We start from the raw sequence: 14,186 nt of genomic DNA on the forward strand, positions 1-14,186 counted from the left end.
CAAAAGCCAATAGCATGTTAAAGAAAGTTACCAGTGATTTTGGCGATGTTTGATAATCACAAACGTTTTCGTTTGACAAATTTCCGAAAACTGGGTAAATTTGACGCTAATGATGGGATACTCTGTCTTATCAAATAGAAGCCTCGCCCTTGCGAGGTTTTTTTATACCTGAAATAAACATAAGACTTGCTGTTGTCGTTGGTCAGAGTTACATGTGTGTTCACGCCGAATAACTGACCAAAGGTTTAAAATTATCATGCTAAAACATGAAGATATGACAACAACAGCTTCCTGCGTTTTAGAAACGGTTCCCCTGTATGACTGGGCCTCTGTTTCAGACATTTCTACCTTAACGGGGCTAACAAGGCCACGTTGCCAATTGCTTTTAACTCAATTTTGTCTGGCTGGTCTGATGGAAAGCCGGGACAATGAGACGTTTTTCAAACGTTGCCCTTGATGGGGTAATGTCTTAAGCGGTGAAATGTTGGCTGGTGGTGCAATAACGCCAGCCTTCATCCTGTGGCTTTCCTGAGAACCCGTCAGCGTCGATGTATGGAATAGCCAGTGAATTTAAGTAGTACCACATTAATTAACGACGACTCTCTGAAATTTATCAAAACCCTGCCGGATAACTGTATTGACCTGATTGCGACTGACCCGCCTTACTTTCGGGTCAAAGACTGCAGTTGGGACAATCAGTGGAACGATGTGACGGCGTACCTTGCGTGGCTGGATGAACTGCTGGCTGAATTCTGGCGGGTGCTGAAACCCAACGGTAGCCTGTATATGTTCTGTGGTTCGCGTCTGGCCTCGGATACCGAGCTGCTCGTGCGTGAACGCTTTAATGTGTTGAACCATATTATCTGGGCGAAACCGTCTGGCCCGTGGCGCAGGCAGAATAAAGAAAGCCTGCGGATGTATTTTCCGGCCACGGAACGTATTATTTTTGCCGAACATTATCAAGGCCCCTATCACCCGAAAGGCGATGGCTATTCCCGCCAATGCCGGGAGCTGAAACAGTCGGTATTTAAGCCGCTAATCGATTATTTTCGTGATGCCCGGAAAGTGTTAGGTGTCACGGCAAAAGAAATTCACGCTGCCACCGGAAAACAGATGGCGAGTCATTGGTTCAGCGACAGCCAGTGGCAGTTACCCAATGAAGGGGACTATCAAAAACTGCAGGTGTTGTTTGACCGTATCGCTAAAGAAAAGCACCAGCGTGGCGAACTGAATAAGCCATACCCTGAATTGGTTGAATCTCATCTTACCCTGTCGCGTCAGTATGACGAATTACGGCAGGAATACGGTTTAATGCGCCGTTCATTCGCGGTTACAGCAGGAGTGCCTTATACCGATGTCTGGCAGTTTGCGCCTGTGCAGTATTATCCGGGCAAGCATCCGTGCGAAAAGCCTGCTGATTTAATGGCACATATTATCCAGTCCAGTAGCCGGGAAGGGGATCTGGTCGCCGATTTCTTTATGGGTTCCGGGGCGACACTGAAAGCCGCGTTGAAACTGAATCGCCGCGTGTTGGGTGTGGAATTGGAAGAAGAACGGTTTCAGCAGACTGAGCAAGAGATAAACGAAATATCTTCTGTCAGTAGTAAACTTTGAGTTTACAACTCACTGGATCACGCACTCGACTAACAGACAGATTTTATAATACGCTGCCATATTTTAAGGCGTATTGATTCTGTTACAGGCTATTCAATTGAGATAAAAATCTTACCTCATTAATATTAACTGGCTAGTTAGCAGTAGGATGAAATGACCTTTAACGAATAATAAAGTGAGGGATTTATGTCTGACGTTAATAAGCCAGAGAAAACGAATACTAATCAAAATTGCTTTATCAATCCTGAACAATACAAAAATCATGATGCAGTTGCACCTGTTGGCTCATATCCTTGGGCGATGATTCAATTGTATTTAGGCAATCTTATGTATCGCAATGATTGGGATTATCCTAATGAATATATAGGACTTATTCCTAAATCAGAAAAAACTGATGATGATAAGTTGGATTATCTTATTAAAAAACGTAAACACAACAGCTTTGATAGTTGGCAACCGCTCCAAGAAGATATGATGGCGTGTGATTGGGGACAGATAGATTATATGTTGTCTTTTGATCTTGAAATAGAGGGAAGCACATATGAAGGTGGGCAGGATTGGGGATACCTTGCTGATGGTGAATTTGAAGGTCTAAATGAGCGTGCTTTCGGTACGTTGACCAGAGTCCAAAATAAAACAGATATTGAAAAAATTTCTCTCTTTTATTGGGAGGAGAGAGTTAATGATACCAAGGGATTATGGTGGAAAGTTTCTTCTGAAAATAGTAAAGACGGTTATCAGAAGATGAACGAATTATTTAGCAAGAATCTTTCTATAACTGTTGACGGTATAACTTATAATCTAGGCACTACAAAACCTCAAAAACTAAAAGGCAAGGGTGAGTTTGAATACGTTGGCGCTTATTCTACTGCTGAAGCGCAAGAGTTAAGTGCCATATTAAAACAAATAGGCCAAATTAAACGTTTTTACTGCAATTGGGCCTAACCCAAAAAACACACTGAATTCAAAGCTGCGCATTGCGTGGCTTTTTGTGCTTCAGCCAAAGTAAACAGCCCCTGAGTGGGGCCGTTGGGTTATGGAATGAGTTGTTTTGGAGTATAGTTGTATATCGGCCTGATTTCAGGACGCTGTTGTTGGGAAGCCTGCCACAACTCATATTGGGATTGCATATTCGTCCACATTTCGGCACTGGTTCCCAATGCGGCTTCTAAACGGAGTGCCATATCTGCTGATATACCTGTGTTGCCATTTAAAATACGGGATAAAGCTACACGGGTTACGCCCAGTGCTTTTGCTGCTTCTGTAACAGAAATGTCGCCTAAATATTCGCGCAAAACAAGGCCGGGATGGGCGGGGTTATGCATTCTGTTCATGGTATTGTTCCTCAGTGATAATCTTGATAATTAACCAAAATGGCATCTTCGCCTTCAAAGCGAAATGTCATCCGCCAGTTTCCGTTGACAGAAATGGCCCAGTGGCCTTTTAAATCAGCGCCTTTTAATGGATGTAATTTCCAGCCGGGTGCGTTCATGTCATCGGGTTTTTTGGCGGCATTTAATGCGGTTAATTGAATATTCAGTTTTACAGCGTGATTTGTTTGAATACCTGCTGTAGAGCCTGTTTTAAAGAATTTTTCTAACCCTTTATGTTTAAAACTTTTGATCATTGTGTACCGCCGTATATTGTATAGATACAGTATACGTATGGTGTATGCAATGTCAACCGAATTTGCCACCGCAATCACTCACAGAACCTCAGTATCTCCTATTGCGGCTGGCACCCTATTAACTCAATAGCGAGGTTTATCATGACATTATTTTTTGAAGTTGGGATGCCAACAACAACGACTAGCCTCATGTCTGCTGGTTGTCATCGTGATGTCGGAATTGGCTCTTTTACTGTCAATATGCTGACGGAAAAGCAATTAGCCGCTGATGTCAAAGTATCAGGGTTTTGCGGACATGAAGATTATGAAAATAAACTTATCGTAAAGTATAAGGAAACCTTTGATCCTGAAAGCACACTTGCTGCGTTTTTTGAGCGCGCTGAAAATTACGCAAAACAATACTGCGACCAAATTGGGTTGACAGAAAAAGCGGCCTAGAGGCCATGTTGTTGGATCTTTCGTTAAGGCAATAGCGAGGTGAATAATGAAGATTGAAGTGGCTTTTCCTAAGATTAATTCGAGAGCGGAATTTAAGAATAATGAAGGTATAACACAGCAAAGTATATTGTCTTTCTCATCTGAGCGAGTCGCAGTGCTGGAAGCTGATGTGTATGTTTATCCGCAAGAAAACGATGAAATGCCTTCTAATAAAATCCCGCACGTAAAACTCTTTTATGTTGAGCAATACAATGAAAAATCGACATTTTCAGAGTTTGAGCTTAGAGCAACGGAGTGGGCTAAGAGTAAGTTATTAGAATTTGCGGGTTGCCTTAATTCTTAATAAGGTGCAATGACTTGCACCTTGTCTTTCTATTTCAGAAGATTAATTAAATCTTTGTCAGCATGTTCTCTTACATTACTTGAGACGTGTTTTAATACCATCTTTTCTAGTTTTTTCTTTGTCTCTTCAGGATTGGCAGATTCGGAGATAAGAAACTCAATTATTGCAATGGTTAATTCATGATTTAATTGGGATTTGCCATAAAGGAAGTTTTGTTCTGGTGACATTTCATTCCAGCCGAGGCTCATTATATTTTTTCCTTATTCAGAGGTAATCAGCCATCCCTCCATTGGTTAGTTAGTCTTTGGCTGATCCAGTAGCATACCTTAATTATTAACTTATTACATTTAACCTACACAGGGGCGAACCTATTTCACCCCACGGACGCCCATTGTTCTAATGGGGTGGAATATGAAAATGAAAGAAAATCCTGATATCTGGGTACATCTCGGTGACTGGCTCATCTCGATAAGAGAGCAAGGCATCGGGGCAACCCTCGCCGGGACAATGGCATTTCTTCGCGGCCGTTATCAAGGCGGCGGCTGGTTAAAGGTGTCAATTGATGCCTTTATGTGTGCCATGTTCGCTTGGTTCATTCGTGATGTATTAAATCTGTTTGGCCTGAATCCTGACTTGGCCTACATCGGCAGTGTGGTGATTGGCTATCTGGGGACAGACTTTATTGGTCAATGGCTGCGTAAGGCGGCGGAGAAGAAAGCGGGAGGCAACAATGACGAGAGGCATTCGTAACAATAATCCCGGCAATATTGATTACAACCCCGTGAACAAGTGGCAAGGTCTATTATCTCATGACCCGAATATTGAGAAGCGGTTCTGTCGGTTCGAGTCGCCAGAGTATGGCATTCGGGCACTGATGAAACTGCTGTGTAATTATCACAAGGGCGGACATAACAGCGTATCTAAGATGATTAATCGCTGGGCACCTTCCAATGAGAATAACACGACAGCTTATATTAATGGAGTTGCTAAGGCGCTCAATGTTGACCAGTTCGAGAGGATTGACGTTAATAAGCCCACGTTAATTGCGCTGGCTAAGTCGATTATCCGGCATGAGAACGGCAGGCAACCTTATCCGATGGAGACGTTCGAACGAGCGTTTGAGTTGTTATGAAATTCAACATCCAGCTTTTCATGATTGGTGCGCTGGCTCTTCTATCTACTCTGCTCAGTTTAACTTACTGGCAGTATCAGAAAAAAAGTAAGGACTACACAGAGCTGAATGAGAGGTATCAAGCGCAACTCACTGCGATAAATAAGCAGCAAGAGCAAATTAAACACCTCGCAGAGCTGGACAAGACCCACACTCAGGAACTCACCAATGCCAAGACTGAAATTGACAGGCTGCACGCTGCTTCTCTTGCTCATCCTGAGCGGGTGTACATCAAAGCCAAGTGTCCCGTGTTTGAAACCACTACCACCTCCGGCATGGATGATGCAACCACCGCCCGACCTACAGACTCCGCTGTCAGAAATTATTGGCTACTCAGAGAGCGTATTGCCACCTCAGAACAAATGATTCTGGGGTTGCAAGAGTATGTTAGGGCGCAGTGTGGATGAGGTTTGTTTAAAGCCTGAGACAATTGCAACCACTGTATTAAGATCGTAACAAAATTAAAATTGTTTCCCTGACACGGGCTACCATTCACATGGGTTAGTGCCCTAAAAATAGAAAGAATGAATAAGGGAAAATTATGCACTTTTTAATTGATTCAATTACTTGTGGCCGTAAATATGATCATGAAGTGGGTGTTGTTCAGACTTATGAGACCTTCACTGTAGATCTTTATGTTTATATGACGCCCGAAGCTGATGAAGATTTTTCAATTAGTGTTGAATTGGAAGATAGTTACGGACTAACTCTGAGCGAAATAGAAAGCAAAGCTATCGAACTGGCAAAAGAGAAAATTAAAGCAGCATCAGCTCAAGCTTAATAACAAGCCTTCTTCGGAAGCTTTTTGTTCCTGCATCCATTTCCAGAATGGCTAAAGGAATACCCAAAGCCATCACATATCGTGGTGGCTTTTGTATCTGAATTCCGCGCATTCGTACGCGCACATTTAATCTGAGAACCTTCCAGAAAGTGAGCCTGAGAAAACCGCTAATAGCGTAGTTGTCTCGGGGTGGTCTTTCTGTACGAACAGGTTCACTTTCTATAAGGGACTACGCATGAAAACACTGACTTTGTTTAATACCCCAGTTCGCATTAATGACGATGGAATGATTTGTTTAACTGACATGTGGCGTATTGCTAAAGCCAGAGTAGAGGCGGGTGATAGTGAGTTCTTAGGTGGCCGGGACATTGAAAACCTTCGTCCGGGCAAATTTAAACGACTCGAATCGACCCGATTATTTATCAACGAGTTATCTAAATGGGATTCAAAAGCCCATTTAGAAACGGCTAAAGGAAAGCACGGCGGTACATTCGGAAGTCGGTTTGTTGCCTATGAATTTGCTGGTCATATTGATCCGGCATTCAAAGTCGGTGTGTATGCCGTTCTCGATAAATATTTTTCGGGTGAACTAATTTCAGTGGCGAGTTACATGGCAGAGGCCAATATGGCGGCACATACCTACATCCAAGAAGCCGCCGTTGTTAGCGATTGTGCCCGTACCTTGCATTATTGGGGGCGGGGTGGCCGTAAGGCTCATCTTCTCAGTAATAAGCAACAGGCTGAAAACAGGTTACAAATTGCCATGCAATACAAATAACGAGCTGTATCTGCAGTTTGAACTGAGGGTGGCATTTGAAATGCGATCCTTTGACACAATAAGCAACTGATGTTGGCGAGGTACTCGGTTTGGTTGGTCACTCAGCGATTATTTTCGCTCATTTGAGTTTTATAACACTTTGTAAAATCTTCATATAAAGGTGCTTGATAAAGGTTTTGTAGGTAAGGTGTTATCAAACTAAAACAAGGAGATACCATGCAAGCTAGTAAACTTTTTAGTACTCTGACTTTCATTAGCCAGAAAAGTTTTGAAACATACAAATATGAAATTTTTCAGGGCATAAATGATGGTGAATATTTTGCGATTATTTCTGCTCAACAAGATATTGATACCATAAAATATGGCACTAAAAGTGTCTGGATTGAGATAGAAACGTTACGGCTAAGCGCAAGAAATGCTCCTGCTTGCGAGGACGAATGCAAATTTCATTTTAAATCTATACACGCATGACTTATTCAGCCACCTTCGGGTGGCTTTTTGTTTATGGGGAAAAGGAAAATGGGACAACAAACAAATCAGGTGGGTTGCCCTAGCAAGCTGAATGACGCGTTAATCGCTAGGGCAAGAGAATATCTGTATGGCGGTTACGAATCAGTTGGTGATGTTATCCCCAGTGTGGCGGGTTTAGCCTGTTATCTGGAAATAGCCCGCTCGACCGCCTACGAATACGGAAAGCAGTCTGATGAGTTTTCGGACATCTTAGAAGGCATTGGGGCTATGCAGGAGAATAAGCTCATCAACAAAGGGCTGACGGGGGATTTTAATTCCACGATAGCCAAGATGATGCTGACTAAGCACGGCTATTCCGATAAGCAAGAAATTGATCACCGTTCCCCGGATGGTTCTATGTCTCCCGCCAAGATAGTGCTGGTTGCCGGAGGCCAACGTGACGACAGCGAACATTGAACTGCCGACCAAGTTGATCCCGGTGTTCAGTGATAATTATCGTTACCGGGGTTCATACGGGGGACGCGGTTCAGGTAAGACACGAACATTCGCCAAGATGAGTGCGATCCGGGGCTATATGTTTGCTGAGGCAGGCACTGAGGGGGTTATCCTGTGTGGGCGTGAGTTTATGAACTCGCTGTCTGAGTCCTCAATGGAGGAAGTCAAGCAGGCCATCAAATCAGAACCGTGGCTGGATAACTATTATGAAATGGGTGAGAATTTTATCCGGACAAAGAACCGCCGTGTCTGGTACGTGTTTGCGGGATTGCGCCATAACCTCGACAGTATCAAATCCAAAGCCCGTATCTTGATTGCGTGGATAGATGAAGCGGAATCTGTTTCCGAAATCGCCTGGCGAAAACTCATCCCGACAGTACGCGAAGAAGGCTCTGAAATTTGGGTGACATGGAACCCGGAAATTGATGGCAGCTCAACCGATAAACGTTTTCGCAAGATGCCGCCTGATAATGCCTGCATTGTGGAGATGAACTACGATGATAACCCGTGGTTTCCTGATGTACTGGAACAGGAGAGGGTTAACGATCAGGCCAGACTGGATGCCTCTACTTACGCATGGATATGGGAAGGCGCGTATCTGGAGAACTCAGATAAACAGGTACTGGCGAACAAATACGACATTAAAGCGTTTTCTGATGACCTGTGGCAGAAGGCTGACCGCTTGTTATTCGGGGGTGACTTCGGATTTGCGAAAGATCCCAGTACCCTTATCAGGATGTTCATTCTGGATAACTGCCTGTATATCGACCGTGAGGTTTACGGTGTCGGGGTAGAACTCGACCACATGCCTGCGTTTTATGACAAGATACCCGAAGCGCGTAAATGGCCCATTAAAGCCGATGCCGCCAGACCAGAGACGATTAGCTATCTCCGGCGGCAAGGGTTCAATATTGCTGCGGCGAAGAAATGGCAGGGCAGTGTCGAGGATGGTATCTCTTATCTGCGTGGCTTTAAGCACATCTATATTCATCCGCGTTGCAAGCATACCGCAAAAGAAGCCCGGCTCTATTCCTACAAGACTGACCGTATTACGGGTGAGGTGCTGCCTGTCATTGAGGATGCGAATAACCACTGTTGGGATGGCATTCGGTACGGATTGGATGGGTATATCAAACAAAAGAGCAGTGGCGCATTTTTCTTTTAAGGAGCGTCTTTCGTGAGTGAAAGCAAAACAGAATTTCTGGTCAACAGTCTGGCGGATACACTGGCTAAACGGAGGCTGTATGTGTCAGGCGGTGTCAGCGGCAATACCAAACGCACCAATATCTACGCGGAGTTTGGTTATCCTGAACGGCTCACTTTCCGCGAATACTACAACGCCTATGAACGTCATGCCGTGGCACATGCGGCGGTCCATCGTCTGCTGGACGGCTGCTGGCAGGATAACCCGACTCTGATTGAGGGCGAGGAGCAGAAAGAATCCATCGTCACCAGTGCATGGGAAAGGGAGGTCACTAGGCTGCTCAAACCGTTCTGGGCGAAAATCAAAGAGGCTGATCGCCGTAACATGATTGGGCATTACTCAGCGCTGCTGATTCAGGTGAAGGACAATCAGACATGGCATGAGCCGATTGATACGGCAGTGGTATCACGGTTAAAAGTCGATGCACTGGTGAACCTGATCCCGGTCTGGGAATCTCAGCTTACCGTGGCGGAATGGGATTCGGATATCAACTCAGAGACCTACGGACAACCGACGATGTTTAACTTTGATGAACGTCCGGTCGGTCAGGTGGATGTTCAGGGGCCCGCCAAGCAACTGGCGATCCATCCCTCCCGCGTCATTATCTTGTGTGAAGGGGCGGAGGATGGCGATATCTTTTCAGGTACGCCGCTACTGCGGGCAGGCTATAACAAGCTGCTGGATATTGAAAAGGTGTCCGGGGGCAGCTCAGAAGGTTTTCTGAAGAATGCTTCCCGTCAGATTGGCGTGGAGTTTGATAAGGAAACGAATTTACACGATATCACCACGGCAGCGATTAAGGCGGGTTATCCCGATTTGGGCGCCGCACTGGAAGATAAAATCAGTAAGCTCAACCGGGGAACGGATTCTGCTGCGGTCATGCAGGCCGGCAAGCTGAATGTCTTGTCAGTCACACCGGGCGACCCCACACCCACATGGGAAGTGACGACCCGTGAGTTTTGCGCGTCGGTGCAAGTGCCGTTTACCGTGCTGTTTGGCACACAAACCGGAAAGCTCGCCGGTGACAAAGACGATACCACATGGAAAGTGCGCCTGAATGGTCGTCGCTGGGGATTTCTGACCCAGTATATTACCCGGTTGCTACGACGGTTGTGGGAGATTGGCGTGATCACACCGCCCAGTTCTGGCGAGGTCACCATTGCATGGTCTGACATGCTCGCCGCCAGTGAGCAGGAGAAGATCGACAACATGATCAAGATGGCAGAAGCGGCCCTGAAAACCCAGCAGGCATTTGGCACACCGATATTCACCGCCAATGAAATTCGTACCGTGGGCGAACTGGAGCCACTGGACGACGAGCCGGAACCACAAGGCGCAGCAGGAGATCCGCTGGCTGATGAAAAAGAACAGAATCGGCACCCCGATCATACCGAGAAATAAACGCGACCCCACTCAGTCATACCGTTCCGTCAATAAGCTATTCCGGGATATCGAACAGCGATACTACGGCATCAAACAAGCCCTCAGACAACTCTTTGATCGGCAGTTAACCGGCAGAACGCAGGCAAATAATGCCACGCTATCGCATACCCTGCATGGCAACACACTCTATCAGGTCAATGCGGGGCGTTTTATCTATGACCTGTCAGCGACCGAGCTGGCCTTATTGCTTGAGCAGATACAGCGCATTCTGGACGAGTATCTGCTGGCAGGCGGTCAAGACCAGCTCTGGGTTTTCGAGTATGTGGCGCAGGCGTACCAGCGTGGCACTGTAAACGCGTATACCAATCTGTCGGCGCAGTCCGCCGTTTATGCCCAGCACACTACACTGTCGGCTCTGCTATCAACGCCTGCTTATCAGAATCAGGTGGCGGCGGCGTTCGTCTCCACTTACAGCGACTGGAAAGGGCTATCTGATGCGGCAAGGACGGATTTATCCCATGTGATTGCGGAGGCGATTGCGCGAGGGATTAACCCCAAAGAGACGGCAACCATTATCAGCAAACGCCTTGATGTGTCGATGAGCCGGGCGAAAAACATTGCCCAGACAGAGCAGCTTGGCGCATTGCGGCAGGCCAACTGGAACGAAATGGCATGGGCGAAAGCGCGGTTAGGGTTAAATACCCGGCTGCTGTGGTTATCGGCCCTGAAACCGACGACCCGACGATGGCATGCAGTCCGGCACGGAAAGCTCTACACCCAGCAGGAAGTCGAGGAATTCTACGCCAAAAACGGTAATCGTTACCGCTGCTACTGTGCGCAACAGCCCGTCGTGCTGGACGAGGACGACAAATTGTATAACACCGGCCTGACCGCGCGACTGGACGAAGAGCGCCAAAGCTGGTCGGGCAACTTATCTCAGTAACCATTCAACAAGGTGACAGCATGGGATCCTTTGGAATTCATATTAAGTCACTGGCTTTAAACTCCGCCAATATCGCAACAGAGACCCTTGATGGCGATGCACATATCGTCATTCGTGGCGTGGTGCCTGTCGTGGATGATGTTGTGATGAACGGAGGGTTATATCCCGCCAGTGAGATTAACAAAAGCTATCAGTCAATGGAGGGGAAACAGGTGCCTTACGGCCATCCCAACATTGACGGTCAGTATATTTCGGCTGATATGCCCCGTGCGGTAAATCAGTTTCATATCGGTGCCTGGGCGGAGAATGTCCGCAAAGACGGTGACCGGGTGATGATGGATGTGAAGGTTAACCGGCGATTTGCTGAATCCTCCGAGAAGGGAAAAGAGTTTCTGGCTCGTGTGGATGACATTATCGCCGGGAACAGTGCCGACCCTATCCATGTGTCCACCGGATTACTGCTCCAGCGGGAACAGAATAAGGGCAAGTCAAAAGGCAAGGCGTATAGCTGGATTGCCCGGAATATGCACTTTGACCACATCGCCGTGCTCCCTGCCAGTGAGCCGGGGGCAGCAACACCGGAAGAAGGGGTGGGGATGTTTGTGAACGCGGATGGTGAGCGCCTTGAAGTTGAACAGGTCAATCTGTCTGATGCCGCCAACTGCACGCAGGAGAGGCTGATTGATAAGACGAAGTTCTTCTTTAGCAACGCCGCCAATTTCTCCTTTGACGACATTTATGCTGCCCTGAGAGCGAAGTTAAAAGCCATCGACACCGAGGATGACTGGCCTTACCCGGAGACAGTCTGGCCGGACAAATTCATCTATTACCACACCGGTAAAACTTACCAGCAGAAATACCTCATGAACGATGACGGCACCGCCGAATTCGTGGGTGAGCCGGTGGAAGTGGTACGCAAGCCCACGGAATACGAAGCAGTCAACACCAATAAGGAACACAACCCGATGAAAGAGATGATTATCAATGCGCTGAAAGCGGCAAACCAAGCCACAGACGGTAAATCCGACGAGGAACTGCTGTTTGCTTATAACGCGCTTAAAGAGAAAGAAAAGCAGGCGCAGGACAGCCAGAAGAAAGAAGAAGATAAGAAGGCGAGGCAGGCCGCCAATAACGCAGCTCAGCCCCCGGAATGGTTTAAACCTTTTGTGGAGAAACTCACTGCGATTGAGTCTGGTCTGACCGCCAATGCGGACAAAGAAAAAGCTGACAAACGTGCGGCAGTCAAAGCCAAATTCGGTCTGGATGATCTGGCGGTGAACGCACTGGATGGCGCGGCGCTCGATGGCCTGTATGCCCAGTGTCAGTTCTCAATGGGACTGAATGCCGCCTTTACCCACACCCCTACTGAATCCTTCACCTCAATGCCGGAGTAATCAACATGGCAAAAAATGGAAAACGCGTTATTCATGCGGGTGGTTTATTCCCTAACCCGATGCTGAACAGAGAAGGGGCGGCAGCCGTCGATACGCTGCCCGGCACGATTGGTTATTTTGAGAAAGGCAAATTCCACGCCTCAGCGGACGGCAAAGAAGCTGCCTTGCTGTATGTCGCCAATATCGACTACCTGCGCTGCCAGACGGTGGATGATCCCATCAAGGCAGACGAAGTGGTCGTGAGTATGCAGCCGATGGCAGGCATGTTCCTGAATCTTCGGGCCACTGCCGGAACGTACAAAAAGGGACAGGCCGTAACCGTCGCAGAAGGCCGGATCACAACGGCAGGTGAAGGCCTTACCGCCTTTGCTTATATCGAAGAAGACACCATCACAGCAAAAGCGGGCGATCTGGTTCGCGTGGTTTTTAAATAAGGAGAGAGTGAATGCTGGTATTTTCAACTAAAAAGGCCACCGAAACCGGAAACCTTGACGTCAACCAAATGCAGTTCCGTGAACTCGAAGCGGCCCGTAATGCTTCGGCGCAGGCCGTGGCTGATTTCGTTGCCCGTACCCGCTGGCGAGGGGATGCGGCTAACACGCCAACACTGGATGCAGTCAATGCTATCGACGATATTCGCCGTCTGTATCGCACCTATGACCAGACGGTACTGGCCGAATTTGAGCCGAACACCGAATTCACCCTGTTAAATGACCTGATGCCGCTGTCTCGTTCGGTGCGTCTGGAAGAGTCGGTATATGAGTACGCCCGTACAGGCGGCAAAGGTTGGGCGCATACGTCCATGAGCGGTCAGATTGGTGCGGCACTGGATGCGCGTACCTATTCCTTTGATGGCACGATGGTGCCTATCCATGATTCCGGCTTCAAATTCCAGTGGCGCGACCCGATTTTCAACAAAGGTTCAGCACTGGCATCACTGGCGGATGCGCAACGCGGTTCAGTTGAGAATGTGCGTCGTCAGTACATGGATTACGTCTTTAACGGCTTCCGTGATGAAGAGGGCAACTACATCCAGTTTGACGGTAAGACGTGGAAGGGCCTGAAAGCCGATGAGCGTGTGGGCATGGTGGATTTGGGTGCAGGTGGCCTGAACATTGATTTCACCCAAGCCGAGGCAAAATCGATCCGCGAAGGGGCCATTGCCCTGCGTGACACTTTGCGCCTGAAAAACAACATGTACGCCGAGCAGACGTGGTATGTCTCCGGTGACATCCTGTCTCACTGGGAGAAGATTTACTTTGATGTGAATTCAACCCGTACCGTACTGGAAGAAGTGCAGAAGCTGACCGGCATCAAAGCCATCAAAGAAGATTTCGAGCTGAAAGGCAATGAAATCATGGTGGTGCCGCTGGGTGCGGGTGTGATTGCCCCTATCGTGGGGCAGGCGTTCGGTACGGTCGCGGATCCGCGTCCACACTACAACTCTGACTATGTGTGGCGCACATGGGGTGCGGCTGGTCTGATGGTCAAGACCGATATCAACAACCAGCACGGCATCTTGTTTGCGAAAGGGTAAGGAGCAA

General features: G+C 47.5%; 21 protein-coding genes. 18 read left to right on the forward strand and 3 right to left on the reverse strand.

Annotated elements, in window-relative coordinates:
• Positions 1 to 256: 256 nt before the first annotated feature.
• From Xsto_RS16225 to Xsto_RS16235, 3 genes are all read left to right on the forward strand, one after another.
• Positions 257 to 457 (forward strand): hypothetical protein, encoded by a 201-nt coding sequence (locus Xsto_RS16225; protein ID WP_099125736.1) that lies wholly within the window; start codon positions 257 to 259, stop codon positions 455 to 457.
• Between the two features lie 107 nt (positions 458 to 564).
• Positions 565 to 1,614: a DNA-methyltransferase gene (locus tag Xsto_RS16230; protein WP_099125737.1), complete on the forward strand. Its 1,050-nt coding sequence runs from the start codon at positions 565 to 567 to the stop codon at positions 1,612 to 1,614.
• 186 nt (positions 1,615 to 1,800) lie between these two features.
• Positions 1,801 to 2,559, forward strand: coding sequence for a Thoeris anti-defense Tad2 family protein (locus Xsto_RS16235; RefSeq protein WP_099125738.1), 759 nt, complete (start codon positions 1,801 to 1,803; stop codon positions 2,557 to 2,559).
• 89 nt (positions 2,560 to 2,648) lie between these two features.
• Here Xsto_RS16235 and Xsto_RS16240 read toward each other — a convergent pair whose 3' ends face one another.
• Together Xsto_RS16240 and Xsto_RS16245 are read right to left on the reverse strand one after the other, a co-directional pair.
• Positions 2,649 to 2,948, reverse strand: a complete 300-nt coding sequence (locus tag Xsto_RS16240) for a HigA family addiction module antitoxin (RefSeq protein ID WP_099125739.1) — start codon at positions 2,946 to 2,948, stop codon at positions 2,649 to 2,651.
• 11 nt (positions 2,949 to 2,959) lie between these two features.
• Entirely contained in the window at positions 2,960 to 3,241 is a 282-nt protein-coding gene (locus Xsto_RS16245) for a type II toxin-antitoxin system RelE/ParE family toxin (protein ID WP_099125740.1), read from the reverse strand.
• 141 nt (positions 3,242 to 3,382) lie between these two features.
• Here Xsto_RS16245 and Xsto_RS16250 point away from each other — a divergent pair, with 141 nt between their 5' ends.
• Both Xsto_RS16250 and Xsto_RS16255 read left to right on the forward strand, forming a co-directional pair.
• Positions 3,383 to 3,679: a hypothetical protein gene (locus Xsto_RS16250; protein ID WP_099125741.1), complete on the forward strand. Its 297-nt coding sequence runs from the start codon at positions 3,383 to 3,385 to the stop codon at positions 3,677 to 3,679.
• 46 nt (positions 3,680 to 3,725) lie between these two features.
• On the forward strand, positions 3,726 to 4,022 hold the full coding sequence (locus tag Xsto_RS16255; protein WP_099125742.1) for a hypothetical protein: 297 nt from the start codon (positions 3,726 to 3,728) through the stop codon (positions 4,020 to 4,022).
• Between the two features lie 29 nt (positions 4,023 to 4,051).
• On the opposite strand, the gene Xsto_RS16260 is transcribed toward Xsto_RS16255, so the two are convergent.
• A complete protein-coding gene (locus Xsto_RS16260; RefSeq protein ID WP_099125743.1) occupies positions 4,052 to 4,270 on the reverse strand; it encodes a hypothetical protein in 219 nt (72 codons plus the stop codon).
• Positions 4,271 to 4,439: 169 nt separating this feature from the next.
• Here Xsto_RS16260 and Xsto_RS16265 point away from each other — a divergent pair, with 169 nt between their 5' ends.
• From Xsto_RS16265 to Xsto_RS16325, 13 genes are all read left to right on the forward strand, one after another.
• Positions 4,440 to 4,772 (forward strand): phage holin, lambda family, encoded by a 333-nt coding sequence (locus Xsto_RS16265; protein WP_193757239.1) that lies wholly within the window; start codon positions 4,440 to 4,442, stop codon positions 4,770 to 4,772.
• A complete protein-coding gene (locus Xsto_RS16270; RefSeq protein ID WP_099125744.1) occupies positions 4,753 to 5,154 on the forward strand; it encodes a structural protein in 402 nt (133 codons plus the stop codon). Before Xsto_RS16265 ends, Xsto_RS16270 begins: the two co-directional genes overlap by 20 nt.
• Positions 5,151 to 5,600 carry a lysis protein gene (locus Xsto_RS16275; protein WP_099125745.1) on the forward strand — a complete coding sequence of 150 codons (450 nt, stop codon included), beginning with the start codon at positions 5,151 to 5,153 and terminating at the stop codon, positions 5,598 to 5,600. The genes Xsto_RS16270 and Xsto_RS16275 overlap by 4 nt, the downstream gene beginning before the upstream one ends.
• A gap of 134 nt (positions 5,601 to 5,734) precedes the next feature.
• The gene (locus Xsto_RS16280) at positions 5,735 to 5,974 is read left to right on the forward strand and encodes a hypothetical protein (protein WP_099125746.1); all 240 of its coding nucleotides are present in this window, start codon (positions 5,735 to 5,737) and stop codon (positions 5,972 to 5,974) included.
• Between the two features lie 235 nt (positions 5,975 to 6,209).
• Positions 6,210 to 6,752 carry a KilA-N domain-containing protein gene (locus Xsto_RS16285; protein ID WP_099125747.1) on the forward strand — a complete coding sequence of 181 codons (543 nt, stop codon included), beginning with the start codon at positions 6,210 to 6,212 and terminating at the stop codon, positions 6,750 to 6,752.
• Between the two features lie 216 nt (positions 6,753 to 6,968).
• On the forward strand, positions 6,969 to 7,223 hold the full coding sequence (locus Xsto_RS16290) for a hypothetical protein (protein ID WP_099125748.1): 255 nt from the start codon (positions 6,969 to 6,971) through the stop codon (positions 7,221 to 7,223).
• A gap of 48 nt (positions 7,224 to 7,271) precedes the next feature.
• Positions 7,272 to 7,679, forward strand: a complete 408-nt coding sequence (locus Xsto_RS16295; RefSeq protein ID WP_099125749.1) for a DNA-packaging protein — start codon at positions 7,272 to 7,274, stop codon at positions 7,677 to 7,679.
• Entirely contained in the window at positions 7,660 to 8,883 is a 1,224-nt protein-coding gene (locus Xsto_RS16300; protein WP_099125750.1) for a PBSX family phage terminase large subunit, read from the forward strand. The genes Xsto_RS16295 and Xsto_RS16300 overlap by 20 nt, the downstream gene beginning before the upstream one ends.
• Positions 8,884 to 8,895: 12 nt before the next feature.
• A complete protein-coding gene (locus tag Xsto_RS16305) occupies positions 8,896 to 10,323 on the forward strand; it encodes an anti-CBASS protein Acb1 family protein (protein ID WP_099125751.1) in 1,428 nt (475 codons plus the stop codon).
• Positions 10,280 to 11,248, forward strand: a complete 969-nt coding sequence (locus tag Xsto_RS16310; RefSeq protein WP_099125752.1) for a phage minor head protein — start codon at positions 10,280 to 10,282, stop codon at positions 11,246 to 11,248. The genes Xsto_RS16305 and Xsto_RS16310 overlap by 44 nt, the downstream gene beginning before the upstream one ends.
• 20 nt (positions 11,249 to 11,268) lie before the next feature.
• The gene (locus Xsto_RS16315; RefSeq protein ID WP_099125753.1) at positions 11,269 to 12,642 is read left to right on the forward strand and encodes a DUF2213 domain-containing protein; all 1,374 of its coding nucleotides are present in this window, start codon (positions 11,269 to 11,271) and stop codon (positions 12,640 to 12,642) included.
• Between the two features lie 5 nt (positions 12,643 to 12,647).
• Positions 12,648 to 13,076, forward strand: a complete 429-nt coding sequence (locus tag Xsto_RS16320; RefSeq protein WP_099125754.1) for a hypothetical protein — start codon at positions 12,648 to 12,650, stop codon at positions 13,074 to 13,076.
• An 11-nt stretch (positions 13,077 to 13,087) separates the two neighbouring features.
• The gene (locus Xsto_RS16325) at positions 13,088 to 14,179 is read left to right on the forward strand and encodes a major capsid protein (protein WP_099125755.1); all 1,092 of its coding nucleotides are present in this window, start codon (positions 13,088 to 13,090) and stop codon (positions 14,177 to 14,179) included.
• Positions 14,180 to 14,186 lie beyond the last annotated feature (7 nt).

It is taken from the genome of Xenorhabdus stockiae, from assembly GCF_002632825.1.
Taxonomy (GTDB): Bacteria; Pseudomonadota; Gammaproteobacteria; order Enterobacterales; family Enterobacteriaceae; genus Xenorhabdus; species Xenorhabdus stockiae.